At 36.9% G+C, this 24,383-nt stretch carries 19 protein-coding genes and 1 tRNA gene; 15 read left to right on the top strand and 5 right to left on the bottom strand.

Features of this window, described 5'->3' with window-relative positions:
* Positions 1-11 precede the first annotated feature (11 nt).
* The 8 genes from E1750_RS10035 (at position 12) to E1750_RS10065 (ending at position 7,475) form a co-directional block, all read left to right on the top strand.
* Positions 12-1,454 carry a complex I subunit 4 family protein gene (locus tag E1750_RS10035; protein ID WP_133276642.1) on the top strand — a complete coding sequence of 481 codons (1,443 nt, stop codon included), beginning with the start codon at positions 12-14 and terminating at the stop codon, positions 1,452-1,454.
* Positions 1,455-1,532: 78 nt separating this feature from the next.
* Complete coding sequence (locus tag E1750_RS10040; RefSeq protein WP_133276643.1) at positions 1,533-1,901, top strand: four helix bundle protein; 369 nt, start codon at positions 1,533-1,535, stop codon at positions 1,899-1,901.
* Positions 1,902-1,991: 90 nt separating this feature from the next.
* Complete coding sequence (locus E1750_RS10045; RefSeq protein ID WP_133276644.1) at positions 1,992-3,365, top strand: NADH-quinone oxidoreductase subunit N; 1,374 nt, start codon at positions 1,992-1,994, stop codon at positions 3,363-3,365.
* A 77-nt stretch (positions 3,366-3,442) separates the two neighbouring features.
* Positions 3,443-4,876, top strand: coding sequence for an MBOAT family O-acyltransferase (locus tag E1750_RS10050; protein ID WP_133276645.1), 1,434 nt, complete (start codon positions 3,443-3,445; stop codon positions 4,874-4,876).
* Complete coding sequence (locus E1750_RS10055; protein ID WP_133276646.1) at positions 4,876-5,757, top strand: hypothetical protein; 882 nt, start codon at positions 4,876-4,878, stop codon at positions 5,755-5,757. Before E1750_RS10050 ends, E1750_RS10055 begins: the two co-directional genes overlap by 1 nt.
* A gap of 163 nt (positions 5,758-5,920) precedes the next feature.
* The gene (locus E1750_RS17755) at positions 5,921-6,085 is read left to right on the top strand and encodes a hypothetical protein (RefSeq protein ID WP_165698031.1); all 165 of its coding nucleotides are present in this window, start codon (positions 5,921-5,923) and stop codon (positions 6,083-6,085) included.
* Positions 6,061-6,399: a type II toxin-antitoxin system RelE/ParE family toxin gene (locus tag E1750_RS10060; RefSeq protein WP_133276647.1), complete on the top strand. Its 339-nt coding sequence runs from the start codon at positions 6,061-6,063 to the stop codon at positions 6,397-6,399. The genes E1750_RS17755 and E1750_RS10060 overlap by 25 nt, the downstream gene beginning before the upstream one ends.
* Before the next feature lie 83 nt (positions 6,400-6,482).
* A complete protein-coding gene (locus E1750_RS10065; RefSeq protein ID WP_133276648.1) occupies positions 6,483-7,475 on the top strand; it encodes a Gfo/Idh/MocA family protein in 993 nt (330 codons plus the stop codon).
* Positions 7,476-7,530: 55 nt separating this feature from the next.
* Here the strand turns inward: E1750_RS10065 and E1750_RS10070 are convergent, their stop codons facing one another.
* A complete protein-coding gene (locus E1750_RS10070; protein WP_133276649.1) occupies positions 7,531-8,124 on the bottom strand; it encodes a FimB/Mfa2 family fimbrial subunit in 594 nt (197 codons plus the stop codon).
* A 184-nt stretch (positions 8,125-8,308) separates the two neighbouring features.
* On the opposite strand from E1750_RS10070, the gene E1750_RS10075 reads away from it, so the two are divergent.
* Positions 8,309-9,181 carry an AraC family transcriptional regulator gene (locus E1750_RS10075; protein ID WP_133276650.1) on the top strand — a complete coding sequence of 291 codons (873 nt, stop codon included), beginning with the start codon at positions 8,309-8,311 and terminating at the stop codon, positions 9,179-9,181.
* A gap of 34 nt (positions 9,182-9,215) precedes the next feature.
* Here E1750_RS10075 and E1750_RS10080 read toward each other — a convergent pair whose 3' ends face one another.
* Complete coding sequence (locus tag E1750_RS10080; RefSeq protein WP_133276651.1) at positions 9,216-10,340, bottom strand: SDR family oxidoreductase; 1,125 nt, start codon at positions 10,338-10,340, stop codon at positions 9,216-9,218.
* Positions 10,341-10,576: 236 nt separating this feature from the next.
* Positions 10,577-10,656: transfer RNA gene (locus E1750_RS10085), tRNA-Leu, on the bottom strand.
* Between the two features lie 402 nt (positions 10,657-11,058).
* On the opposite strand from E1750_RS10085, the gene E1750_RS10090 reads away from it, so the two are divergent.
* Positions 11,059-12,000 carry a ribose-phosphate pyrophosphokinase gene (locus tag E1750_RS10090; protein WP_133276652.1) on the top strand — a complete coding sequence of 314 codons (942 nt, stop codon included), beginning with the start codon at positions 11,059-11,061 and terminating at the stop codon, positions 11,998-12,000.
* A gap of 77 nt (positions 12,001-12,077) precedes the next feature.
* Positions 12,078-12,686: a 50S ribosomal protein L25/general stress protein Ctc gene (locus E1750_RS10095; protein ID WP_133276653.1), complete on the top strand. Its 609-nt coding sequence runs from the start codon at positions 12,078-12,080 to the stop codon at positions 12,684-12,686.
* 120 nt (positions 12,687-12,806) lie between these two features.
* Here E1750_RS10095 and E1750_RS10100 read toward each other — a convergent pair whose 3' ends face one another.
* The gene (locus E1750_RS10100) at positions 12,807-13,937 is read right to left on the bottom strand and encodes an ATP-binding protein (protein WP_133276654.1); all 1,131 of its coding nucleotides are present in this window, start codon (positions 13,935-13,937) and stop codon (positions 12,807-12,809) included.
* 231 nt (positions 13,938-14,168) lie between these two features.
* Between E1750_RS10100 and pth the strand changes: the two genes are divergently transcribed.
* The 4 genes from pth (at position 14,169) to bioB (ending at position 19,292) form a co-directional block, all read left to right on the top strand.
* Positions 14,169-14,795: an aminoacyl-tRNA hydrolase gene (gene pth, locus E1750_RS10105; protein WP_133276655.1), complete on the top strand. Its 627-nt coding sequence runs from the start codon at positions 14,169-14,171 to the stop codon at positions 14,793-14,795.
* Between the two features lie 122 nt (positions 14,796-14,917).
* On the top strand, positions 14,918-17,005 hold the full coding sequence (locus E1750_RS10110; RefSeq protein WP_133276656.1) for a T9SS type A sorting domain-containing protein: 2,088 nt from the start codon (positions 14,918-14,920) through the stop codon (positions 17,003-17,005).
* Between the two features lie 98 nt (positions 17,006-17,103).
* Positions 17,104-18,066 carry a bifunctional riboflavin kinase/FAD synthetase gene (locus tag E1750_RS10115; RefSeq protein ID WP_133276657.1) on the top strand — a complete coding sequence of 321 codons (963 nt, stop codon included), beginning with the start codon at positions 17,104-17,106 and terminating at the stop codon, positions 18,064-18,066.
* A gap of 125 nt (positions 18,067-18,191) precedes the next feature.
* Positions 18,192-19,292 carry a biotin synthase BioB gene (gene bioB / locus E1750_RS10120; protein WP_133276658.1) on the top strand — a complete coding sequence of 367 codons (1,101 nt, stop codon included), beginning with the start codon at positions 18,192-18,194 and terminating at the stop codon, positions 19,290-19,292.
* A 103-nt stretch (positions 19,293-19,395) separates the two neighbouring features.
* On the opposite strand, the gene E1750_RS10125 is transcribed toward bioB, so the two are convergent.
* On the bottom strand, positions 19,396-24,201 hold the full coding sequence (locus E1750_RS10125) for a T9SS sorting signal type C domain-containing protein (RefSeq protein WP_165698032.1): 4,806 nt from the start codon (positions 24,199-24,201) through the stop codon (positions 19,396-19,398).
* Positions 24,202-24,383 lie beyond the last annotated feature (182 nt).

The raw sequence follows: 24,383 nt of genomic DNA on the forward strand, positions 1-24,383 counted from the left end.
ATTTTTACATAATGGATGTAACTACACTATTAATTATTCTTTTGCTTGGCGCATTTGCAACTTATTTTTCAGGCGATAAATGGGCTCCAAAAGTAGCTTTGCTTGTTGGCTTGACCGCTTTTGCAGGAGCTATTTGTTTGCTAAGCCAATACAATTTAGGCCAAGAAATAAGTTTTACAAAACTTTGGATTAACAATCCTAAAATTTATTTAGCCTTTCAAGCGGATGGATTGGCCTTGGCGATGCTTTTGTTGACCACTGCTTTGACTCCAATTATCATTTTTTCCTCTTTTGGAAACACATACACCAATGCGAAAGCATTTTATAGTTTAATACTATTTATGTCCTTTGCTATGTCGGGAACTTTCCTTGCCTCAGACGGACTTTTATATTATGTTTTCTGGGAATTGGCCTTAATACCTATTTATTTTATTGCCTTGATTTGGGGCAATGGCGATGCCGAAGAACGCAAAAAAGCAGTGGTAAAATTCTTTATTTACACCCTAGCTGGTTCTTTGTTTATGCTAGTAGCTTTCGTTTATCTGAATCAAAAAGCAGGCAGTTTTTTAATTAGCGATTTGACAAAACTCAATTTATCTTCAACTGAACAGTTTTGGATCTTTATGGCTTTCTTCTTGGCCTATGCCATCAAGATTCCATTGATTCCCTTTCATACTTGGCAGGCAAAAGTATATCAAAAAGCACCTACTGTGGGAACGATGTTGCTTTCAGGGATTATGCTAAAAATGGGATTGTATAGTGTTATCCGTTGGCAATTGCCTATTGCGCCTTTGGCTGCCAAAGAATATATGAACGTATTCATCGGCTTAGGAATAGCAGGAGTAATTTATGGTTCGATTGTAGCCTTACGACAAAAAGATTTGAAAAAATTATTGGCTTATTCCTCGATGGCACACGTTGGATTGATTGCTGCCGGAGCTTACACCTTAACACTTGACGGATTGCGCGGTGCGGTTTTACAAATGATAGCACACGGATTTGTTGTAGTTGGTTTATTCTTTGTAGCAGAAATTATTTTCAGAAGATACGAAACTAGAAAAATTGCCGATATGGGAGGAATTCGCGCCCAATCGCCAAAATTTACTTCGATGTTTATGATATTGGTATTGGCATCAGTTGCTTTGCCGTCGACATTCAATTTTGTTGGAGAATTTACCGTTTTATATAGCCTATCGCAAGTCAATATTTGGTTTGCCGTATTGGGAGGAACTACTATAATTTTAGGGGCATATTATATGTTGAAAATGTTTCAACACGTGATGTTGGGTGAAACGAATGCTAAAATATTTGCCGATGTAACTTTCAACGAAGGTTTGTCTTTAGTAATGATCATCTCGGTTTTGTTCTTCTTTGGATTGTATCCAAAGCCCATTATGGAATTGATAACGCCAAGTTTAGAAAATATTTTAACTCAGATCAATAGATTTAATTAAAAAATTAGGATTCAGGATTTAAGAATTAGGATTTTTGTTGGATAAGTAAAGTAGAATTTTAAATTAATTTTTTGAATTATGACTAAAGAAGAACTTAAAAATCGAACGAAACAATTTGCCTTAAATGTTTTTAAATTTTTAATGTCATTAGATAATTGCAAAGCAGTTGATGTGATTTCTTTTCAACTTTTTAAATCTTCCTCATCAGTTGCTGCAAATTATAGAGCAGTATGTAGAGGTAAATCAAGTGCTGATTTTTTGAATAAATTAAAAATTGTAGATGAAGAAGCTGATGAAAGTTTGTTTTGGTTAGAGTTTATAAAAGGATTGGAACTAAAATGTGATAATGTTGAGCTTGAGAAATTAATTAAAGAAGCGGATGAATTGGTTGCCATTTTTTCGGCTGGAATAAAAACTGTAAAAGAAAAAAATAATATAAAAAATTAGGGTTTGGAAAATTAAGAGTTAGGGTTTTTGTAAATTATAATCCAATTTCACAAATCCTAAATCGTAAGTCCTAAATCAAAAAATCAAAAAATGAACACATTAATAGCAATCACGGCACTTGGAGTATTAACTCTTTTGTTTGAAATTTTAAATTTTAGAAAAGCCATTGTTCCTATAACGATTATTGGACTATTGGCAGTTCTTAGATTCACCTACATCGAATACAACACTCCTGCAACTTACTACAACAATATGATTGTGGTCAGTAAATTTTCAGCTGTATTTTCGGCTTTGTTTATTGTGCTAACCGCTTTCTTGATTGCTTTAGCGCACGATTTCTACGAAAATCATCAAACCAAAATATCCGATTTTATTGCTATAAAAATATTTATGCTCGCGGGTGCGGTGGCAATGGTATCTTTCGGAAACTTGGCAATGTTCTTTCTTGGCATCGAAATCCTTTCTATTTCTCTATATATTTTAGCCGCAAGCGACCGTTTGAATATCAAAAGTAACGAAGCGGGAATGAAATATTTCTTGATGGGTTCGTTTGCTTCAGGAATCATCTTATTTGGGATTTGCTTTATTTACGGTGCAATGGGGTCTTTTGATGTTGCCGAAATCACAGAATGGTCTCGTTCTGCCGAATTACCGATTTGGTTTCCAATCGGAATTTCATTAGTGACTATTGGAATGTTTTTCAAAATAGCAGCTGTTCCATTTCACTTCTGGGCTCCTGATGTTTACGAAGGCGCTCCGACTTTATCGACTGCGACGATGAGTACTTTGGTAAAAGTGGTGGCAATGGCTACTTTGTATAAATTGCTAACTGCCATGAACGCCGATCTTTCCGATGCGTACATCAATATTATCATCGTTATTTCTATTGCTTCAATGACTGTTGGAAATGTGATGGCTTTAAGACAAAACAATGTGAAACGTATGTTGGCTTATTCTGGAATATCGCACGCCGGTTTTATGTTGATGACTTTGCTCAATATAAGTAATTCGGCAAGCAATTTATTGTATTACACTTCCGCTTATGCCCTATCTGGAATTGCGGCATTTGCAGTGATTTTATATGTTTGTAAAAACAAAAACAACGAAGATATTACCAACTTCAATGGGCTAGGAAAAAACAACCCATTGATGGCGGCGGTACTCACAGCCTCTTTGCTTTCGATGGCGGGGATTCCAATCTTTGCTGGATTTTTTGCCAAAATGTTTTTGTTTACTCAAACCATTGAAGCAGGTTATTTAATAGTAGTAATTGCAGCAGTAATAAACTCCATCATCAGTGTGGGGTATTATTTCAAATTGATTTTGGCGATGTACAACAAAGAGCCTAATGAAGAAACTACAAAAACTCCATTTGTGTATTCAGCTGTTGCCGTTATTGCGATAGTTCTGAACATTGTTTTAGGTCTTTACCCATCGGCTGTGTTGGATTTGTTGGGTTGTTAATACAAAATAGAAAATAAATTATTCAGAAACCATCAAGAGCAATTTTGGTGGTTTTTGTCTTCATTATACAGGTAAATATGTTTTTCAACTCGCTAACTTTTGCTATTTTTCTGCCCATAGTTTTTCTACTCTATTGGTTTGTTTTTAGCAAAACCAAAACTGCTCAAAATACATTTCTGGTGGTAGTGAGTTATTATTTTTATTCTTGTTGGGATTGGCGCTTCTTATTTTTATTGCTCTTCTCCACGCTTTTGTGTTATATTACAGGAATTCAAATCGAAAAAAACACCCAAGAAAACAAACGAAATTTTTGGTTCTGGCTAAGTATCGTCTTTAATCTTGGCTTCTTGGCCATATTCAAATACTATAACTTTTTTGCGTTTTCCTTTTCGGAAGCGTTGAACAATATTGGCATCCATTCTAGCCCTCTTTTGCTAGATGTGATTCTTCCCGTCGGGATTTCTTTCTACACTTTTCACGGTCTGTCCTATGTAATTGATATTTATTACAAAAGAATTCAATCCGAGAAAAATGTGGTGGATTATGCCTTGTTTGTGAGTTATTTTCCGCTTTTGGTGGCTGGACCCATCGAAAGAGCCACGCATTTACTTCCTGAAATAAAACTAAAAAGAACCTTCGATTTCGAAAAAGCCAAAGAAGGCGTTTACCAAATTATTTGGGGATTGGTCAAAAAAGTCGTCATTGCCGACACTTGTGCAACTTATGCAAATGCCATTTTTGACAATTACACATCGATGAATTCCTTGTCACTGATTTTAGGTGCGGTCTATTTTGCGTTCCAAATTTATGGCGACTTTTCAGGCTATTCGGATATGGCTTTGGGAATGTCAAAATTGTTTGGATTGGACTTATTGCGCAATTTCAATTACCCCTATTTTTCGAGAGACATTGCCGAGTTTTGGCGTCGTTGGCACATTTCATTATCGTCTTGGTTTCGGGATTATTTGTACATTCCCCTTGGCGGAAGCCGTGGCAGCAAAATCAAACAAGTGCGCAACGTATTCATCATATTTGTTGTGAGCGGTTTTTGGCACGGAGCCAATTGGACTTTCTTGGCTTGGGGATTTATCAATGCGATGTATTTCTTGCCATCATTACTTTTGGGAACCAACCGAAATAATATGGAAACGGCCGAGTTGCATTGGGATTTCAATTCGATAAAGGTGTTTTTTAGCATTCTCTCCACCTTTTTGTTATCTTGTATCGCTTGGATATTTTTCAGGGCAAACACCATTCATATTGCTTTTGATTACATCGGTAAAATTTTCTCCAACAGAAATTTTACTTCACAATTCCTTCAAAACCAACGGTATAGTCACGAATTGCTTTTGCTGGTTCTTGCTTTCGTCTTGGTAGAATGGAACAGCCGTTACAAAATAGAACCCATATCAGGAAAATACAGCTGGCTGAAAATGACTTTGTGTCTCTTGGCAATTATCGCTTTGGGTACTTATGCCGATTATAAAGAATTCATCTATTTTCAATTCTAATGAGGAAATTTATAATAGTAGTCGCCAAAATTCTACTCACTATTTTAGTGCTTTTAGTAGTTCTAGATTGGGCATATACAACCGTATATTTACATTCTTCCCAACGTGGAAAAGTGGAAAAGGTTTTCAATTCGAAAGCTGAAAATTATGATGTCGTAATTTTGGGTTCTTCCAGAGCCAACAATCATTTTGTGCCTGAATTATTTGAAAATAAAGGGCTTAAAACTTTCAATTACGGAATGAGTGGTGCGCATTTATTCGAAGCTTCGCTAATGCTAAAATTGATGGCAGAACGCAACTATAAAATCAAAACCGTGATTTTGGAAGCTGATTTAGGGCTTTGCAACGAAAAAGAATCTGATGCGATTGCAGCAAAATTCTTGCCGTACATCCATCATTCCGAAGTCATCAAAGATCATTTTTCAAAACTTGAAAACTTTAATGAGTGGTACTATATTCCTTTTTATCGTTATGTCGATTTTGATGCGCTAATTGGTTTCCGTGAAATGTACCAAACTGCAACGGACAAACCCACCAATATTTTGGACCATTTAGGATATCATCCATTGACAAGCAACAAACCCGGAAATATGAAAAATGATATCCGAGCTTTGAAACCCATTCGCAATAAATATTACGAGGAAATCAAACAAATTTGCAAGCAAAATAATTACAATCTAATCGCCGTGATGACGCCAATGTGTACCAATGTTAAAGGATTGGATTATTTTGCAAAAGCAAACCAAATTTATCCTGAAATTCACAATTTGGAAAATGCAGTACAAGGCGACCACTATTTCTCTTCCTGCGGCCATATGAATGACGCGGGAGCGAGAATGTTTACGGAGGTTGTGATAGAGAAATTTTTTGCAACGAAATAAAAATTAGAATGACAGACAATCCTGCTAGCGCGAAAATCTTTTCTGTGTACACAAATGCATAAAAAACAATATACCTCTAATTTTCTCATTCCGAATATATTCCCTAAAAAAATAATTTATTGGAACTATTTTTATACATTTGAAAATAAGTAGCATTCCATTTATGAAAACTAAAAACGAAAATTCTAACAATCTTGCCACACCAGGCAAACCAATGTCTCAAAAGAAATTCGCTTCTATGATAAAAGAGGCTGAGGAAGGTGTTTTTTATACTTTAGATGAATCTAAAAAACATTTCGAGGAATGGAGAAAGAAAGCCGTAAAGTAGTAACCTCAAAACCTTTTGATTTCATTGACCTTCCTTCTATTCACGAATACGGCTGGGCAACTTTTGGATTAAAATTAGCCGACTATTTTATTGCGGAAATTTACGCTTCATTAGAAGATTTATCAACAAATTATTTACTGCATCCAGAATGTCGTCATTTAGAGACTAAATCTAAAAAATACCGGAATATCATTTTTGGTTCCTATCTTATCATTTATAGGATTACACCAAACAGAATTGAAGTTTTGAGAGCTTTTCACGGTAGTCGTTCCCCAAAATCTATCAAGGAATCCAGAAGTATCAAAGTTGATTAATTTTTATCAACCGCCCCCAAAATAATCCATTATCCTCACTCCTACTATCGGCTATTCTGTTATTTTTACAAAAAAATATTCGAATGCCAAACAACACCGAAAATACAAAAACAATCCGTTGGGGAATCTTAGGATGCGGCAATGTGACGGAACTAAAAAGCGGTCCAGCCTATCAAAAAACTGCAGGTTTCAAAATCGAAGCCGTAATGCGTAGAGATGCAGTTAAAGCCGCCGATTATGCGAAAAGACACCGCATCAATAAATTCTACTCGGAGGCAGATGAATTAATCAATGATCCCGAAATTGACGCCATTTATATTGCCACACCACCAGATACACATCATTTTTATGGTTTAAAAGTAGCTGCTGTAGGGAAAATTTGTTGTATCGAAAAGCCATTGGCACCTAGTTACAAAGAAAGTCTCGAAATATACGAAGCTTTTAAAGCGAAAAATATTCCCTTGTTCACGGCATATTACAGACGGACATTACCACGTTTCGAACAAATAAAAACTTGGCTTGATAATAATGAAATAGGAGAACTGCGATCTATTCGATGGAATTTGACCAAATCAGCTTCAGAACAAGATTTGTCGGGAGAGTACAATTGGCGTACCGATGCCAAAGTGGCTCCTGGAGGATATTTTGATGATTTGGCAAGTCACGGTTTGGATTTATTTGGATTTCTTTTGGGTGAAATCAAGGAAGTTTCGGGTTATAGTTTGAACCAACAAGGCTTGTATTCCGCCAAAGATGCCATCACGGCTTGTTGGCTTCACGAATCGGGAGTCACTGGAAATGGAAATTGGAATTTTGGCAGCCAAAAACGAGAAGATATTGTTGAAATCGCCGGTAGCAAAGGCAAAATATCCTTTTCGATCTTCGAGAATGACCCGATAATACTTTCCAATGACCAAGGGGAAACGGAACTGTTTATCGAACATCCTGAAAACGTGCAATTGCATCATGTGGAACGAATTCGCGAACAGCTGCTGGGCAACAGCCAGCATCCTTCTTCCGATTTTTCGGCTGTAAAAACCAGTTGGGTGATGGATAAAATATTGGGAAACCTATAGCCCTAAAAAAAAACAGCTCCAAAAATGGAGCTGCTTTGTTTCGTATGATAAGCTACTATAACTTAGAAAATGTTTTAGTAAAAGTCTTATTGTTATCTGTAAGCGCAATGGTATACTCTTCATTATCAAGATTGTAAATATCAAAAATCTTAGCAATTTTTTGATCATTCATCTCACCACTATCGAATACTAAAACATCATCACGATCGTAAATTTTGATTACCGTTGCCGATTCATCCAAATTTAAAAAGTTCACTTTTACAAACCCATTTTCTTTTATAAACACAGGTTTAAATTCTTCCGAAATAGGAGTTTCTGATAATTCAGCTTTTTCACCTACAACCGAAATTTTATAAGTAGTAATTTTTAATTCCGATTCGGCTACCAAAAAGTATTCTCCCTCTGGCAAATCTTTCAAATCATAGGTTCTACTGATAAATTCCTCAGAATTCAACTTTTCAGTATAGATTAAGACATTTTTAGCATCGTAAATTGTCAACTCCATTTTTTTAATATCAGTAAATGCAAAAGTGATCATTTTACCTTCTGCCTTTTTTACGCCCAGTGAAAAATCAACATCACTAGCGTGTACGTTCATAGTGAATAATGCTACTCCCAACACTAAACTAAATTTAAATACATTTTTCATAATTTTAATTTTTAAGTTTATAATGATTTTGTTTGCTGCAAAGATATAGCGGTACTTTAGAGCAAAACAACACTCATTTTTCCTATTTATATACTATATTACCATTTACGAAAACGAAATAGGTTAAATTTGGTAATTATGTGTTATTTTGAGTTAATTTTGTATTGTTTTTAAAAATAACAGTATGAAAAACATTGTCCCAACCTTAGAAATTATAGAGCCATCCTTCGGAAGTTCTTTTACTTTGTCACAATATTTAGATAACGAAAATAGCACCGCTCACTTTTGGCATTACCATCCCGAAATCGAATTGGTTTATGTCAACGGTGGTTCTGGCAAACGCCAAATAGGGAGTCATATCTCGTATTACACTAGCGGAAGTTTAATTCTAATAGGCAGTAATTTACCACATTGTGGATTTACCGACGAGAAAACAGGGAATTCGAAAGAAACTATAATCCAAATGAAACCCGATTTCTTGGGTAATACCTTTTTTGGAACGGCAGAGTTAAAAAACATCAATAACCTTTTCAATAGAGCCAAAACGGGCCTCGTCTTTATAGGTGAAACCAAAAAAAGATTGGGAAAAAAAGTAGAACTAATGGCCGATCAGTTACCGTTTGAAAGACTGCTCACCTTACTCTCTATTTTAAACGAATTGGAAGAAGCCACCGAATTCAAAGTTTTGAATGCCGAAGGTTTTTCGATGAACTTGCAAATGCAGGACAATGACAAAATCAACACTATTTTTAATTATGTCAAAGATAATTTTCAAGAACAAATTACTCTTGAGGAAGTCGCGGAGCTAGTAAGTATGACGGTTCCTTCGCTTTGTCGCTATTTCAAAAAAATTACCAAAAAAACCTTTACGAAGTTTGTCAATGAGTACCGTTTGGTTCACGCATCGAAACTATTGGCCGAAAAACCAATTAGTATAACCGAAGTTTGTTTCGAAAGCGGATTCAATAATTTTAGCTATTTCAATAAAACCTTTCAGGAATTTACAGGCAAGAGCGCCTCGCAATACCGCAAGGAACACCGTTCAGTTCTAAAATAAACGGCTCGAACTCATCAAAAAATCAACTTTTAAATTACACCTTTATGTCCTTAAATTTATGCATTCGAGCATAATGTATCATATTGGTTAAGGCAGTAGCATCTACATTCGGAATAGGTAAAATCGATTGCAGCATACTGGTATCGTATTCATTTGCATCGGTAATAAAGTAAGGTTTCAAATGTTTACCAATACTTTCATAATAAATTTTCTCGATAGAATTCTGATAATCGAAATCGAAAGTGTCCGAAACGGTCGAAAAATTAGAGTAGCCTACCTCATTCATAATTAACTCCAATCCACTCACGATATTGAAACTAGTACGATTCACAATGTTAAGTTGTTGTATGTCCTCACGTTGAAAAGTATTGAAAATTATTTTGGCTACATAATCCACTGGAATGATGTTTAAACCTGTCGCGCTATTAACAATAAAGCGAACATTTAATTGTTTACTACTTTTGTTAGCTGTAAAATGGAAGAACTTTGCCAAAAGATAGAAAACCATAAATTTCGGAATAAAATAATTATTTTCTGTTCCCATCATTTTTCCTCCAATCACACTCGGACGCAAAATCTGAAAAGGCAATCCCAAAGAATTACTTTGTTCGATGACAAACTTTTCCGATTCGAATTTGGCGTTTTCATAGGCATTTCTGAATCTAGGTTCAAAATCTAGGTTGTGAAAATCATTCCCAATAATCCCGCTTCGTTCCCCTGATGAAAAGGCAGTGCTGATGTAGATAAACTTGGTTATAAAAGGGCTAAAGGTTTCGAAAATAGTTTTGGTGAAAGCAGTATTTTCTTCAAAAATTTTATCTCGTTGTTCTTCATCGGTCGAAAGATTGACAAAACCCGCGGAATGAATAAAATAAGCACCCTGTATTATATTAGAATAAGCTTCCGGAACTTCGCTCAAATCGACATCGATTAATTGGATATATTGATGTAACGTTTCTAATCCTATTTCTTTGAGATTTTTTGGTGTATAACTACTAGACAATAATTTGCTGATTCGTTCTTTAGCAGAAACCTTTCCCTTAGCACGCGAAATTAAATACAATGTACCATCAATGCCATTTTGAACAAAAGATTCTAAAATCTCATACATAATATGCGACCCTAAAACCCCTGTCGCCCCCGTAAGTATAACTTTCATAAAAAATAAGGTCTATTATTGGTAAATGTAATACTCTGTTTTTACTATCTCTAGAAATTTTAAGTGGATTTCTTGTGCCTACTTTTATGGATTCTTTCTGTCTACAAATATTTTTTTTAATGCAATATCCTTTATTAAAGGACGAAAAGTTGTGACACATTTTCTGCAATTCTTGGCGATGTACTCGTAATATTGATTATAAAAACAAAAAAAGGCCGCCAAAAAGGCGACCTTTGTACCCGGAGCCGGAGTCGAACCGGCACGGTTTCCCACAGGTGTTTGAGACCAGCGCGTCTACCAATTCCGCCATCCGGGCAAATTAGTTGCTTTAAGAACTTCTGATTTATTTTTAAAAAAATAAAAGTAAAACAGTCATCCGGGCAATTGCAGCTTTAAGAATTTCTGATTTATTTTAAAAAATAAAAGTAAAACAGTCATCTGGGCTTAGCAGACAGAAATAACGACAGTTATTTCACGCAATAAAGAGATATTTAGTGGTAGCTAAACATCTTTTTCCTTTAACACGGTGCAAATGTAATAATAAAATTAAAGATTCAAATAAAAATACTCGAAATTTTCCTTTCAGAGTTCGATTTTATTCTTAAATTTGCACCTCGATAAAACGAAACACACTAACTAACTACATTCGAGGCTTTTATATTTTTTTGAATTCAACACAAAATTCAACAATCGCATCGAATAAAAAACAACATACTAAATGTCCCATTTAGAGCCAGAAGCTAAAATTTTTGCGTGTTCACAAAGTGTACATCTCGCTGAGCAAATTGCCAAGGAATATGGAATTCCTTTAGGAAAAGCGACAATGTCAAGATATAGTGACGGAGAATATCAGCCGTCATACGAGGAATCGATTCGTGGTTTACGCGTTTTTATTGTTTGCTCAACATTCCCAAATGCCGATAATTTGATGGAATTGTTACTGATGATTGATGCTGCAAAACGTGCTTCGGCAAGACATATTACAGCAGTAATGCCTTATTTTGGTTGGGCAAGACAGGACAGAAAAGACAAACCGAGGGTTCCGATTGGAGCTAAATTAGTGGCTAAATTATTAGAAACTGCCGGTGCAACAAGAATTATGACCATGGATTTGCATGCCGACCAAATTCAAGGATTCTTTGAAAAACCAGTAGATCACCTTTTTGCCTCGACCATCTTTTTGCCGTACGTAAATAGTTTGGGCTTAGAGAATTTAACCATCGCTTCGCCAGATATGGGAGGTTCCAAAAGAGCTTATGCCTATTCTAAATTTTTAGAGTCGGAAGTGGTAATTTGTTACAAACAACGAAAAGCTGCCAACATTATCGACACTATGGAGCTGATTGGTGAAGTAAAAGGTAAAAATGTAATTTTGGTAGACGACATGATCGATACCGGAGGCACATTGGCGAAAGCCGCCGATTTGATGATCGACAAAGGCGCATTAAGCGTAAGAGCTATTTGTACTCACGCCATTTTATCTGGTAGTGCCTACGAAAAAATTGAAAATTCGAAATTAGTCGAATTAATTGTTACCGATTCTATTCCATTAAAGAAGGAATCCAAAAAGATAAGAGTGGTGAGTTGTGCGCCTCTTTTTGCCGAAGTAATGTACATGGTACACCACAACAATTCCATTAGCGGGAAGTTTTTGATGTAGGAAAAGGAAGTAGGAAGCTGGAAGTCAAAACCGCTAGAACAACAAGAGTTTAATAATAACTATATAAATTTTTTAAAATGAAATCGATTACAATTAAAGGATCAGAAAGAGAAAGCGTGGGCAAAGTTGCTACTAAAGCCTTACGTAATGCTGGAGCGGTTCCTTGCGTGTTATACGGAGGAAATCAAGCAGTTCATTTCTCAGCAGACGAAAGAGCATTCAAAAGCTTAGTTTACACTCCAAACGCACACACTGTTGTGATAGATCTTGGTGATAAAACTTTCAATGCTGTATTACAAGACATTCAGGTACACCCAGTATCTGACAAAATTTTACACATTGACTTTTTTCAATTAAACGAAAGCAAAGAAATCACTATGGAAGTTCCAGTTAAAATTGTTGGAACATCACCAGGTGTATTATTAGGAGGTGATTTACGTCTAAACCAAAGAAGACTTAAAGTAAAAGCTTTGCCAAAAAATCTACCAGATTTTATCGAAGCCAATATTTCAGAACTTCAAATGGGTAACAAATTGTATGTAACTAAAGTTGAAACAAACAACTTCAAGTTAATGCACCCAGACAACACCGTAATCTGTCAAGTGAAGATCTCACGTGCGGCTATGAAAGCAGCTCAAGAAGCAGCAAAAGCAGCAAAAGCACCTGCAGGGAAAAAGAAAAAATAATATTTTTCGAAATTTTTCAAAAAAGCATCAGTTCTACAACTGGTGCTTTTTTTGTTTTAGGGAGTTTTTACAAAAAAACCACCATCAACACAACTGCCTCTCCAAGAAAACAAATACACGTTACATTATATAATCTAAATAATTATCCTGATTGATAATTTCGAAAGTCGCTTCTGGATAAGACTTTGCAAATTCGGGTGGGATTTTTGCTTTAGCTTTTCCGTATTTGTATTCAAAGGCGGCTAATTGTTCATTTTTTTCTTCTATTCTGTCTATTTCTTGTTTAGTATGGGTGCGCCAAAAGTAGTGGTAAACAAAATTTTGGGTATAACTCATTTTTTTGATTCTTTCGGAATTCAAATAATTTTCCCAGAGTTTGCCCACGTCCTCTCTCATATTTAATGGGTTAAACGAATTGATAATAGCATTTCTGACACCATTATCTACAAAATACCATTTCTTCATTTTGGTGATTTCATTATCTCTGTTGCGGCTGAAACCAGAAACACTATAAATAATGAAGACTTTGCTAAACAAATCCAAATACTTTTCAACGGTGTTTTTACTAATTTGCAAATCACGCCCTATACTTTCTAGTGATAATTCACTTCCGATCCTAAAGGCAACTATTTGGAGTAAAGCAATGATTTTGTCTCTTTTTTTAATGCCTTCAAAAACAAAAATATCCCTTAACAATTGGGTATTTACTAATTCTTTCAAATAGCTTATTTTCGCCTCACGATTAGTAATATGACTCAATTCAGGATAACTACCCAGTAGTAGTCGATCTTCGAGATTGTTGCGAGTATCTAGAAAATTTTCGGTTTTAGAAAATTCCATTTGTGCTATTGGATATAAATTGATGGTCTTCATGCGTCCTACTAATGGTTCCCCCAATTGATTATTGATTTCAAAAGCTGATGAACCGCTAACCAAAACTTTTAAATCTTGAATGGTATCAACCATTAACTTTAGTTTTTTTCCGATAGCAGGTATTTCTTGTGCTTCATCAATTATCAAAAATTTAGTATCGCCAAGCAATCTTTTGAAATTTGCGGTACTCTGAATTTCTAACAAACTATGCGATTCTATATCGTCGCCGTTCAAAAAAAGCACTTTTTCATCTACTTTTTCAATCAGCTTTTTTATAAGTTCCGTTTTTCCAACACGCCTTGCACCTAGTAAAACGATTACTTTATTGGGCTGCAGTTTTTGCAAAATTAAGTCGAGTGCTAATCTGTTTATTTCCATAAATTCCAGGTTCTTAAGGATACAAATATATATAATTTTATCAAATTTCGTCATATTACTGACGTAATTTGATTTAATTGCGTCAATATGGTGACGGAAATTAATTTTTATAAAATATTGTTATGCTTCGTTTCGATAAATTCAACACCATTTTCTTCATTTACATTACCTAAAAAGGGTTTTGAACTTAGTCAGGATTGAATTCAGTTCGAGTTTTATTACTTTTGTAAAATGATAAATTGGTTCAATAACTTGTTTTCGAACACAAAAACAGAGGACAAAATAGATAATATGAAGAAATTTTTAATCGTCGGCTTGGGCAACATTGGTGCCGAATATGTCAACACCCGACACAATATCGGTTTTAAAGCGCTCGATTTTTTGGCTAGAAAAGAAGGTGTCAGCTTCGAAACTATGAAACTCGGTGCAGTTGCCGAATACAAGTTCAAAGGAAGAACTTTTCTGCTTTTGAAACCCAATACTTATATGAATCTGAGCGGGAAAGCCGTAAAATATTGGATGGATACGGAAAAAATTCCTCTGGAAAATATTATGGTGATTACTGATGATTTAAATCTCTCGTTTGGCGCTATACGCATACGAAAAAAAGGCAGTGATGGCGGACACAATGGCCTAAAGAGTATTCAAGCCACATTAAACACCACCGATTATATTCGTTTCCGTTTTGGCATCAGCGATGAATTCAAAAAAGGAAAACAAGTCGATTATGTTCTTGGCGAATGGGATGAAACCGAAAAAACGGCTCTTCCGGAACGATTAGAATTGGCATCGGAAATCATAAAATCCTTTGGAACTGCAGGAATAGAAAACACCATGTCGGCCTACAACGGCAAATAAATCAGCATTTTATAGGGTTTAAACCACTCATTTGAAGGTAGATACTGTTAAATTATATCTAAAACCTGTTCGAATGACCATATTTTTGTCCAAATTTTTATCTTTGAAAAAAATTAAGTTGTATGAAAATATTTTCTGCCGTTTCTGCCCGCTTCACTTTAGCCCTTTTTGGATTGTTGATTCTTGGCAATGCCTATAGCCAAAACAAAACATCAACAAACAGAATTATCTTTGGCAAGGAGGTAAAAAATGCTGTTGCCAATCCAACTAATGGAAAAATCAGATGTATCTCGACAGAATACGAGCAATTTCTGCAAGAAAAAAACCCACAAAGGTCCAAAGAAAACCAGTTTGAAAGTTGGCTAGCTCCATTAGCAAAAAAACAAATGGCCACAAGAACCAATGCTAAAACAGCAGCGGTAATTACAATTCCTGTAGTGGTTCACATCATCCATAGCGGTCAGGCCATTGGTACTGCTCCCAACATTAGTGATGCTCAAGTAGAATCGCAGATTGCTGTTTTAAACCAAGATTATAGAAGACAAGCAGGTACTCCGGGATTCAATGCAAATCTCGTTGGAGCGGATGTTGAAATTGAATTCGTTCTTGCAAAAGTAGATCCAAACGGAAACCCCACTAATGGCATCGAAAGAATAAATTTTGCACAGCCATCCTGGGAAGACGTTGATCTTGAATCTACAGTAAAACCGGCGACAATTTGGGATCCGAACCAATATCTCAATATGTGGACGGTAAAATTCACAGACAACACCTTGCTAGGCTATGCTCAATTTCCAGACTCTTCGACCTTGCCTGGGATCAGCTCTACAAATGGCGCGGCAAATACGGATGGTGTAGTGGCAAGTTTTGATGTTTTTGGCAGCAACGATTTTGGGTCTGGCTTTATATTGGCGGCACCCTATAACAAAGGACGAACAATGTCTCACGAAGTAGGTCATTTCCTTGGACTTCGACACATTTGGGGAGATGGGAATGGTGATGAAAGTACAAATAAACCAGATTGTACCGCTACCGATTATTGCGCAGATACTCCACAAGTAGGATGGGAGCACTATTCCTGTGGTACGTATGATACTTGTGCAGCTTCGACCGGTAATGATATGCCTGAAAACTACATGGATTATACTAATGATACTTGTATGAACATTTTTACCACGGACCAAAAAACAAGGATCACCACCGTGATGGCTAATTCTCCCCGAAGAGTAAGCCTCAAAACTTCGACTAAAGGGACTGCAATTCCCTTGTTTGCCAATGATGCTGAACTACAAATTGAAAAAGATTATTCTTTGGTAAATGTGTCAGATTGCGCTTCTTTGCCAGCACCAACCAATAAAAAAATAACACTCTCTAATCGAGGTACAACTACGCTGACCGTAGTTACAATAAATTATGCTATCGCAGGAGGAACAAATCAAGTGCAAGCCTGGACAGGTTCGTTAGCACCAAATCAATCTACAATGGTTACTTTGCTTAACACTGCTTCCTATGGCATTTTGACCGCAAGCATCGGAACAACCAATAGCAGCGCAGACCAAAGAGCAAGCAACAATACTGATACGGAACCATTCTCTCCGGTGAATTATAATTTTACTAATTATGTATTCAATTTGCAACAGGATTTCTATGGCTCCGAAATCACTTGGGATTTAAAAGATAAAGATGGAATAATCATTTATAGCGGTGGTCCATACACTGATAAACCAAGTGAGATTTTGCCATTGCCTGCTTTAATAACACAAAACTGGACGTTAGCCAACAACCAATGTTATACTTTCACCATACAAGATTCACAAGCTGATGGAATTTGCTGCTTAGGTGGAAATGGTTTTTACAATATTAAATCAGCAGCAGGATCAACTACTATTGCCTCTGGAGCCTCCTATGGCCAATTAAGCCGTTGGCATTTTACGACAAACACTTTAGGAACCACATCATTTGATAGCGCAAATGATATTTACCTGTATCCGAATCCTACTAAAGATTATATCAACCTGAACATTCCGAGCGAATATGGCTTACCTAAGAGCCTAACTATCAACAACAGCTTAGGTCAGATCATAAGCCGAAAGGAAGTTGCTGCAGCAAGTGATTTATCGATAAACACCTCCGCTTTGAGTAAAGGCGTTTATTTTATAATTATTGACAAAGACAGTCAAACCAAAACACTGCAATTTATTAAAGAATAGCTTAAATGCATTAGAATGAAGAGGATTGATTTGTATCAATCCTCTTTTTTTTATCTGCTTTAAAAGCATAAATTTGCAGCATTCTAAAAACAAATGCTTTGAAGATTTTCAATTCTATAAATGAATTCTATTGCTCAAAAAAAACCATTCTTACGCTGGGTACTTTTGATGGTGTCCACTTGGGCCACCGAAAAATAGTAGAAAAACTAACGCAGAATACCAATCCCCACACCTCGGGAGAAAAATACGAAAGTCTAGTGCTCACGTTCTATCCGCATCCGCGAATGGTATTGCAAGGGGAATCGGAAGTAAAAATCCTCAACACAATTAGCGAAAAAATAGATTTATTAGCCTCTATTGGCGTTCAGAATTTGGTTATTCATCCCTTTGACACTGCATTCTCGCAACTTACTGCCGAGGAATTTGTAAAAACGGTATTGGTAGATCGATTCCATATCCAAAAAATAATTATTGGTCACGATCACCGCTTTGGCAGAAATAGAACGGCAGATATCGACGACCTTATCGTTTTTGGCAAACAATATAATTTCGAAGTTGAACAGATATCAGTTCAGGAAATAGAGGAAGTTTCCATAAGTTCGACCAAAATCAGAAAGGCTTTGATGGAAGGAAATATTGGCTTAGCCAATGATTATTTGGGCTACGAATACTTCATTACAGGAATTGTAACCAAAGGAAAACAATTGGGAAGAACAATCGGAATCCCGACTGCCAACCTTCAAATCGAAGAAAACAGCAAACTTATTCCCGCGCAAGGAGTGTATGTTGTAAAAAGTATTATCCATGACAAAGTAGTTTTTGGTATGATGAATATTGGATTCAATCCAACCGTTGCCGGTGACAAACTAGCTATCGAAGTACATTATTTTGACTTTGACGGGGATTTGTACGACCAAGAAATAAGAGTTTCCGTTCTAAAACATTTGCGGTCAGAACAAAAATTCGACTCCGTTGCCTTGTTAAAAATTCAATTAGAAAAAGACAAAGAATCCTCATTAGCGTTTATAAAAAAGTATAATACTTCGCAAAATCAAAAATAATCGCCAACAGTTGAAACCTTCGGCTATTACGAAAATCAACTTATCGCTCGTTCCCTTATTTCAGGACAGCATCTTTGCTTAATTAGAACAATTTAATTACTTTTGACGCACAAAAAATAAAATCGATGAGTACTACAAGACACGACTGGACCAAAGAAGAAATTATCGCTATATATAACAAACCCTTAATGGAGTTGCTTTATGACGCAGCGACAATTCACCGAGAAAATCACGACCCCAATGTGGTTCAGATTTCAACTTTGATATCATTGAAAACAGGCGGTTGCTCTGAAGATTGTGGCTATTGTCCGCAGGCCAAACGCTATCATACTAACATTGAAACCAATCCTTTTATGACTGTCGAAGACGTAAAAGTGCAAGCTACCAAAGCGAAAGAAGGTGGTTCGTCCCGAGTTTGTATGGGAGCTGCTTGGCGAAATGTAAAAGACGGCCCTGAATTTGACCAAGTTCTTGAAATGGTGCGTACCATCAACAAAATGGATATGGAAGTGTGCTGCACCCTTGGGATGATTACCGAAAATCAAGCCCAACGATTGGCCGAAGCAGGATTGTATGCCTATAATCATAATATTGATAGTTCTGAAGAGTATTATAAAGAAGTGATTTCGACTCGCGCTTTTGAAGACCGTTTGCAAACCATCGAGAATGTGCGCAAAACCAATATTACCGTTTGTAGTGGTGGAATTATCGGAATGGGAGAAAACATCGAGGATCGTGCTGGAATGCTAGTAGCACTTTCTACCCTTGACCCACAGCCCGAATCTGTGCCTATCAATGCGTTGGTTCCTGTTGAAGGAACGCCTCTTGAAGATGAAAAATTGGTTGAAATCTGGGAAATGATACGAATGATTGCCACTACCCGAATTGTGATGCCAGAGACCCAAGTACGCCTTTCGGCTGGAAGAATCAATTGGAGCCGTGAAGGTCAAGCATTATGCTTTTTTGCTGGAGCCAATTCTATTTTTTCAGGAGACAAATTGCTTACCACACCCAACAATGATTTGAATGAAGACATGAAAATGTTCGAAATATTAGGTCTGAAAAATCAGGCTCCTTTCGCTAAAGTACACCAACGCGAAACGGTAGAAGCAGCTGATTCTCAATTTGCTCCACTTGGCGAAAAACCAAAATGGTCTCGCCCGGGACATACGATTGAAAGAAATGTGGAAGCTACTATCAAAGGAAAAGAGGCTCTTAAAAATTAAGAACAAAACGGATAATTAAATTATTTATCCTATCTTAAAATAAAAAGCCCGCTAGTTACAAATTCGTAATTAGCGGGATTTTTTTGTGAAGTTTCTCCAATTATTAATACACGATTTTCTCTGTCACTATCTGACCATTTTGTAAAGTAGTTTTCACTAGAAACGTTTGAGAACTTGACGCTACATTAGTAATAGATAGTTCATTGCTATTCACTTTGTTCTTTTGATAAATTTGTCGACCGAGCAAGTCAAAAATGGTTACTTTATCAATAGTGTCACCAAAGGAATTAATTTTGATTTGCTTATTTTTTATAGACACAACCACTTTATTTGATTCTGCTTTAAAGTCTTTGTTACCTAGGGTTCCATCCGTGTAACGCAATACAAATCGATTATTAAAAGTTCCCGCAGCAGAGGCAAAAATATAAGGGTCTGATTTTAAATCGTGAATTACATTTAATACTTTATCTTCCAGAAAAATATCTTGATTGTCTAGAAACAGGCCATCAACACTGTTTATAGCGATGGTCACATTATCAGCTATTTTTGTGTAATATCCAATGGGCACCGTATCCGAATTCGAAAAAGGCAATGCTCTACCTTGTATCGCCATCGTATCTGTTCCAAGCATACTATAAATTAATAAGGGTTTTGTATCGTCAAATAAATAACTATCAAACCCAAATTCATAATTGTTAGTGGCACCTTCGATGTAACCTACCATAGTTTGATTTCCTGTTGTTAGAGCACTGTCTGTAATATTTATCCATATTCTATGACGTTCAAGATCGGCACTTCTTTTACTATTTTTAGTTTTATAAAAATTAGCATTGTTTTTTGTTTCTCGCATTGAATTGTTGAACTTTAAATTTCCAGCGATTTCATTTTCTACAAAAAATCCTTGCCCTGAAGCAATAAAGCCAGTAGGAAGCGTATTGTTTCCTGTTCCAAAATTAGCAAACCCTGTTGGTCCTGAAATGTTGCAAGTAAAATAATCATCTCCTGTGAAATCATTTCCTGTCAAACGCGTATTATGAGTCCATATGTAATACGTACCATTCAAGGTGTTTGTTGGATTTAATGTAGCATCATATAAATTTTCAGTAATAAAATCCTCTGCATTTAGCGCTGATGGATAGGGATTCCCTATTAAGCTTAATCCAATATCACCAGGAGGAGTCAAAAGTGGAACGGTGAATGTTCCATTATTGGGTACTCCCACAAATTGGTGTGGAATCACAATTCCTGGACCTGTTGAGGGCGTTGTCGCTGGACAACGGATAGAATAGCCTATTCCTTTTCCGAAAACTGCTGTTGCAGCATTTTCGTTAACATAAACATCATTCACACTGTCGTAAGTGTTATACCTGTCTGAATCAGTGCCAGGCGAGAAATCGAGTAGTGTCTGTGTTCCTGTTGTCGGCGAGCACCAAAAAGTAGCATCGTATTCAAGGACCGGAGTAGTATTTCGTTTTACAATTACATCTCCAACATTAGCTCCTGTAAAAATAGTTTGCAATAAACTAGCATTGTTTTCTATAGTTAGTGTTCCAGGAACAACTACCGTAACGGCATCTCCCACGGACAAAGTTAAACCCTCTTTTAGCGTAACCGCACCGTTTGTAATATTTAATTTATTAACCACATCAATATCTGTTGTCATTTGATATACACCTGCTGCACCTGAAAACAGTAGATTGAAGTAGCTTCCATTGGTTACCGTTTGTGTTGCACCATAGTACTCTACTGTTCCCGAAGCAAAAGGTTTCGCGTTTGTTGCACCTGAAAAACGTACTGTACCGTCCATAGCTAAAGCCGAAGAATAGGTCAATGTTGCTCCTCTCATATCCAAAACCGAATTAGAATTTAAAATATTTAAACCATTAACAGTTAAATTATTTCCATTCATATCAAAAACTGGACTACCACCATTATCGATGTTCAATTGACCTCCTGTGACAATATTCCCTGAGGCAGTTTGAGTTCCAGAGGTATTATCTAATTCTAATGACGGATTCCCGTTATAGATGCCGGCTACAATGGTTTGTCCGCCGGTTGGATTCGAATAAAATATACTGTTTGTCCAAGTTTTACCTGATGGTATCGGTGTTATCGAAGTATTTGAAGTTTTGATTGTACCACTACCAGTATTCGAAAAAGCGCCTCCATCGGTTAAAGCGAAAGTTCCCATATCTAATACCGAAGTACTATTGGTAACAGACAAAATGTTTTTAATAGTAATGGGTGAGGCGGCAGAAAGAATGGCAGTGCTATTAGCATTAGTTAGATTAGTAAAGGTTGTCGCACTTGATCCTCCTATTGTTTGATTGGTAGTTCCATTGAAAATTACGGTACTTGTATTAGAAGTAAATGTCCCGTTATTGGTCCAATTGCCGCTCAGGTTAAGAGTGTTTGAGCCAGAAATAGTCAATGTTGCACCAGCTGTAATAGTTATAGTATTGCAAAGCCCTCCCAAAACTCCTATAACCGGTTGGTTTGAAGCCATTCCGATGGTTACATTAGTTCCCGCATTTGGAATATTCCCCCCGCACCAGTTTGTTACGGTATTCCAATCGGTGTTGGTAATTCCTAGCCAAGTTCCAGGTAAACAAACGGTTAAAATGTTTATAATCCCAGTGGTAGTGGCTCCAAACCAAGTACCATTCTTGTTCGTTGCCGTAGAACCAGTACCTCCATAAGAACCCAAAGCCGTTTGAAGCACTCCTCCTAAAGTTAATGACGCGGAAGTAGAAGTGGTGCCATTCAATAAAATAGCCACTGCTGTACCACTAATTCCAAGTCCACCAGCAATAGCAGTCGCTCCGACGAAGGTTTTATTTCCTGAACCACTCAACAATAAGTTCCCATAATTTTGAACCGCTACAGTTTGTGCTGCACCATTATAATTTACAGTACAATTTGACGCTAAAATAATAGTTGCAAAAGCAGGAAAAATGCTTGACCCACTCAGCAGAAGCGCACCAGTACCGGCAACATTTAATGTTGAGCCTCCAGAAATAGCAAAACCGCCATTAGCCAAAGTGGCGCCACTTTCTATATTCAAAGGAACGGTTGAATTAAAGACTTTATTGGCCGTTGCGACCGTAATAACCCCAATATTCGTAATTCTCACACCACCTGTTGCGGTAAATGTAGTTATCCATTCTGGGCCCGTCACTTGAGCAAGGGTTCTATTATATTGCAATGTAGCGGCGGCTCCATAAGTTGGCGCTGCCGAAACTGAAGAAGTTCCTTCCATCGAAAGAATTCCGTTTACCGTAGGCAATCCGGTTAGTGTTTTTGTTCCTGAGGCAGAAAAAGTTAAATTGTTAAATGTAGAAGACGTTGACAATGTTTGACCAGCTCCACCAAAATTGACGGTACCTGTTCCAGCATTAAAATTGGATCCTGTTCCTGTCCAGGCTATCCCAGTAAAATTAACATTTAATAGACTTGAGCCTCCGTTTAAAGTTCCTGCCGTTAAATTGACTGCTCCCGAAAAAGTATGTGTTAAACTGGATCCTAAATTCAAAGTTCCACCGCTTCCATTCATCGTTATTCCTGCTCCGCTCACATTTCCGGTAAAAGTTGCAGTACCGCTAGTTTTAGTCATCGATACCAATCCTGTTGTGGTAAAACCTGCAATACTTTGGGTCGCCATTGTATTGGTAATAATGATTGGACCGGTTGAAGTAAATGTTCCTCCATTATTAATAAAATCGCCTCCAAGCGATAAACTATTTGCTCCGGTCAATAATTTTGCGCCACTATTTATGGTCAATGGTATTCCTGCATTAAAAACTTTGGCCCCATTTAGGGTTGTATTTTGATTTCCATTAATAACTACACCACCAGCAGCAGCAAATGGGGTAATCCATTCTGCTCCGATAGTTCGAGCCACAGCAATATTATATTGTAATGTAGCTGTGGCAGCATACGTTGGTGCCGCCGACGCAACTGCCTGCCCTTCCATAGCAAGTACTTTATTAACTGTGGTGGTTGCCGTTGCTATGGATTTTGTTCCTGTACCTGTCAGTGTCAAATTGTTGTAGATTACGGGAGCTACTGTTTGATTAACACCTCCATAATATTCGACTGTTCCGGTTCCTAAATTATAAATTCCGGTTCCTCCTGTACCTGTGGCACTACCCCCAATTCGTAACAAACTTGAACCACCATTTAAATTTCCATTGGTTCTTGTCCATGCACCCGAAAAAGTGTGGGTGCCTGAAACTAAATCTAATGTTCCTCCTGCGCCATTTAAGGTCAGACCACCAGCTGTTACATTTCCTGTAAGAGTGGCAGTACCTCCTGTTTTGAGCATACTAACTATTCCTGTAGTAGTAAATGCCGGAATAGATTGATCAGCATTGCCAATAAATTGCACTTGCGCTGCACCTAATGTAAAGATTCCAGAATACGTAAAAGCACCTCCTAACACCAAAAAACCCGCCCCAGAATAGGTCAATGAACCTGTGCTGGAAAAATTTCCAGTGGTCGTTGAAATTCGACCAGTAGTTAAATTGAAACTACCTGAATTGTTGAAATTACCAGCTGCTGTTAGATTTACTTGACCAGTAGTTCCTGTAACCGTTCCATTGTTGGTAAAAAAACCAGCAACAGTCAGCCTTCTATTTGCAATATTCAAAGTGGCTCCCGCATTTATGGTGACATTGGTTATTGAAGCATTTGCTCCTAATGATACGCTATTAGCGCCAGTAGTGGCTATAATTACATCGTCCCCTGCGGCAGGAGCAACACCCCCCACCCAAGTAGAACCTGTTGCCCAAGCCCCTCCGGTTGCTGTACTTGTTCTTGTGGCTGCAGTAGCAATTGCTGTGGCGAATAGCAAAAAAATAAGCCCCAATAAAGAGCTACATCTGTTTTTAGAAAAGGAAAGTGCTTTCATAATAAGTTGAATACTGATGGTAAATAGTAAGAATTGAATGCAAATATAATTGATTTTCAGAGCCTTTTTAAAAAAGTAAAAAAATAAATATTTGTTAACTACAAACTCACTTTCACCATCGTAATCCATAAAAGAATAAATAATATCGGAAGAATGGGCGTTTCTGATAATTGTAGACTTCC

Origin of the sequence: Flavobacterium nackdongense (genome assembly GCF_004355225.1) — a bacterium.
Taxonomy (GTDB): domain Bacteria; phylum Bacteroidota; class Bacteroidia; order Flavobacteriales; family Flavobacteriaceae; genus Flavobacterium; species Flavobacterium nackdongense.

Excerpts from the sequence above, each read along its gene's own strand:
- pth (WP_133276655.1), top strand. The coding sequence starts at position 14,169 with ATGATAAATTGGTTCAATAACTTGTTTTCGAACACAAAAACAGAGGAC.
- E1750_RS10055 (WP_133276646.1), top strand. The coding sequence starts at position 4,876 with ATGAGGAAATTTATAATAGTAGTCGCCAAAATTCTACTCACTATTTTA.
- bioB (WP_133276658.1), top strand. The coding sequence starts at position 18,192 with ATGAGTACTACAAGACACGACTGGACCAAAGAAGAAATTATCGCTATA.
- E1750_RS10080 (WP_133276651.1), bottom strand. The coding sequence starts at position 10,340 with ATGAAAGTTATACTTACGGGGGCGACAGGGGTTTTAGGGTCGCATATT.
- E1750_RS10125 (WP_165698032.1), bottom strand. The coding sequence starts at position 24,201 with ATGAAAGCACTTTCCTTTTCTAAAAACAGATGTAGCTCTTTATTGGGG.
- E1750_RS17755 (WP_165698031.1), top strand. The coding sequence starts at position 5,921 with ATGAAAACTAAAAACGAAAATTCTAACAATCTTGCCACACCAGGCAAA.
- E1750_RS10095 (WP_133276653.1), top strand. The coding sequence starts at position 12,078 with ATGAAATCGATTACAATTAAAGGATCAGAAAGAGAAAGCGTGGGCAAA.
- E1750_RS10040 (WP_133276643.1), top strand. The coding sequence starts at position 1,533 with ATGACTAAAGAAGAACTTAAAAATCGAACGAAACAATTTGCCTTAAAT.
- E1750_RS10060 (WP_133276647.1), top strand. The coding sequence starts at position 6,061 with ATGGAGAAAGAAAGCCGTAAAGTAGTAACCTCAAAACCTTTTGATTTC.
- E1750_RS10035 (WP_133276642.1), top strand. The coding sequence starts at position 12 with ATGGATGTAACTACACTATTAATTATTCTTTTGCTTGGCGCATTTGCA.
- E1750_RS10045 (WP_133276644.1), top strand. The coding sequence starts at position 1,992 with ATGAACACATTAATAGCAATCACGGCACTTGGAGTATTAACTCTTTTG.
- E1750_RS10090 (WP_133276652.1), top strand. The coding sequence starts at position 11,059 with ATGTCCCATTTAGAGCCAGAAGCTAAAATTTTTGCGTGTTCACAAAGT.
- E1750_RS10075 (WP_133276650.1), top strand. The coding sequence starts at position 8,309 with ATGAAAAACATTGTCCCAACCTTAGAAATTATAGAGCCATCCTTCGGA.
- E1750_RS10065 (WP_133276648.1), top strand. The coding sequence starts at position 6,483 with ATGCCAAACAACACCGAAAATACAAAAACAATCCGTTGGGGAATCTTA.
- E1750_RS10070 (WP_133276649.1), bottom strand. The coding sequence starts at position 8,124 with ATGAAAAATGTATTTAAATTTAGTTTAGTGTTGGGAGTAGCATTATTC.
- E1750_RS10050 (WP_133276645.1), top strand. The coding sequence starts at position 3,443 with ATGTTTTTCAACTCGCTAACTTTTGCTATTTTTCTGCCCATAGTTTTT.
- E1750_RS10100 (WP_133276654.1), bottom strand. The coding sequence starts at position 13,937 with ATGGAAATAAACAGATTAGCACTCGACTTAATTTTGCAAAAACTGCAG.
- E1750_RS10110 (WP_133276656.1), top strand. The coding sequence starts at position 14,918 with ATGAAAATATTTTCTGCCGTTTCTGCCCGCTTCACTTTAGCCCTTTTT.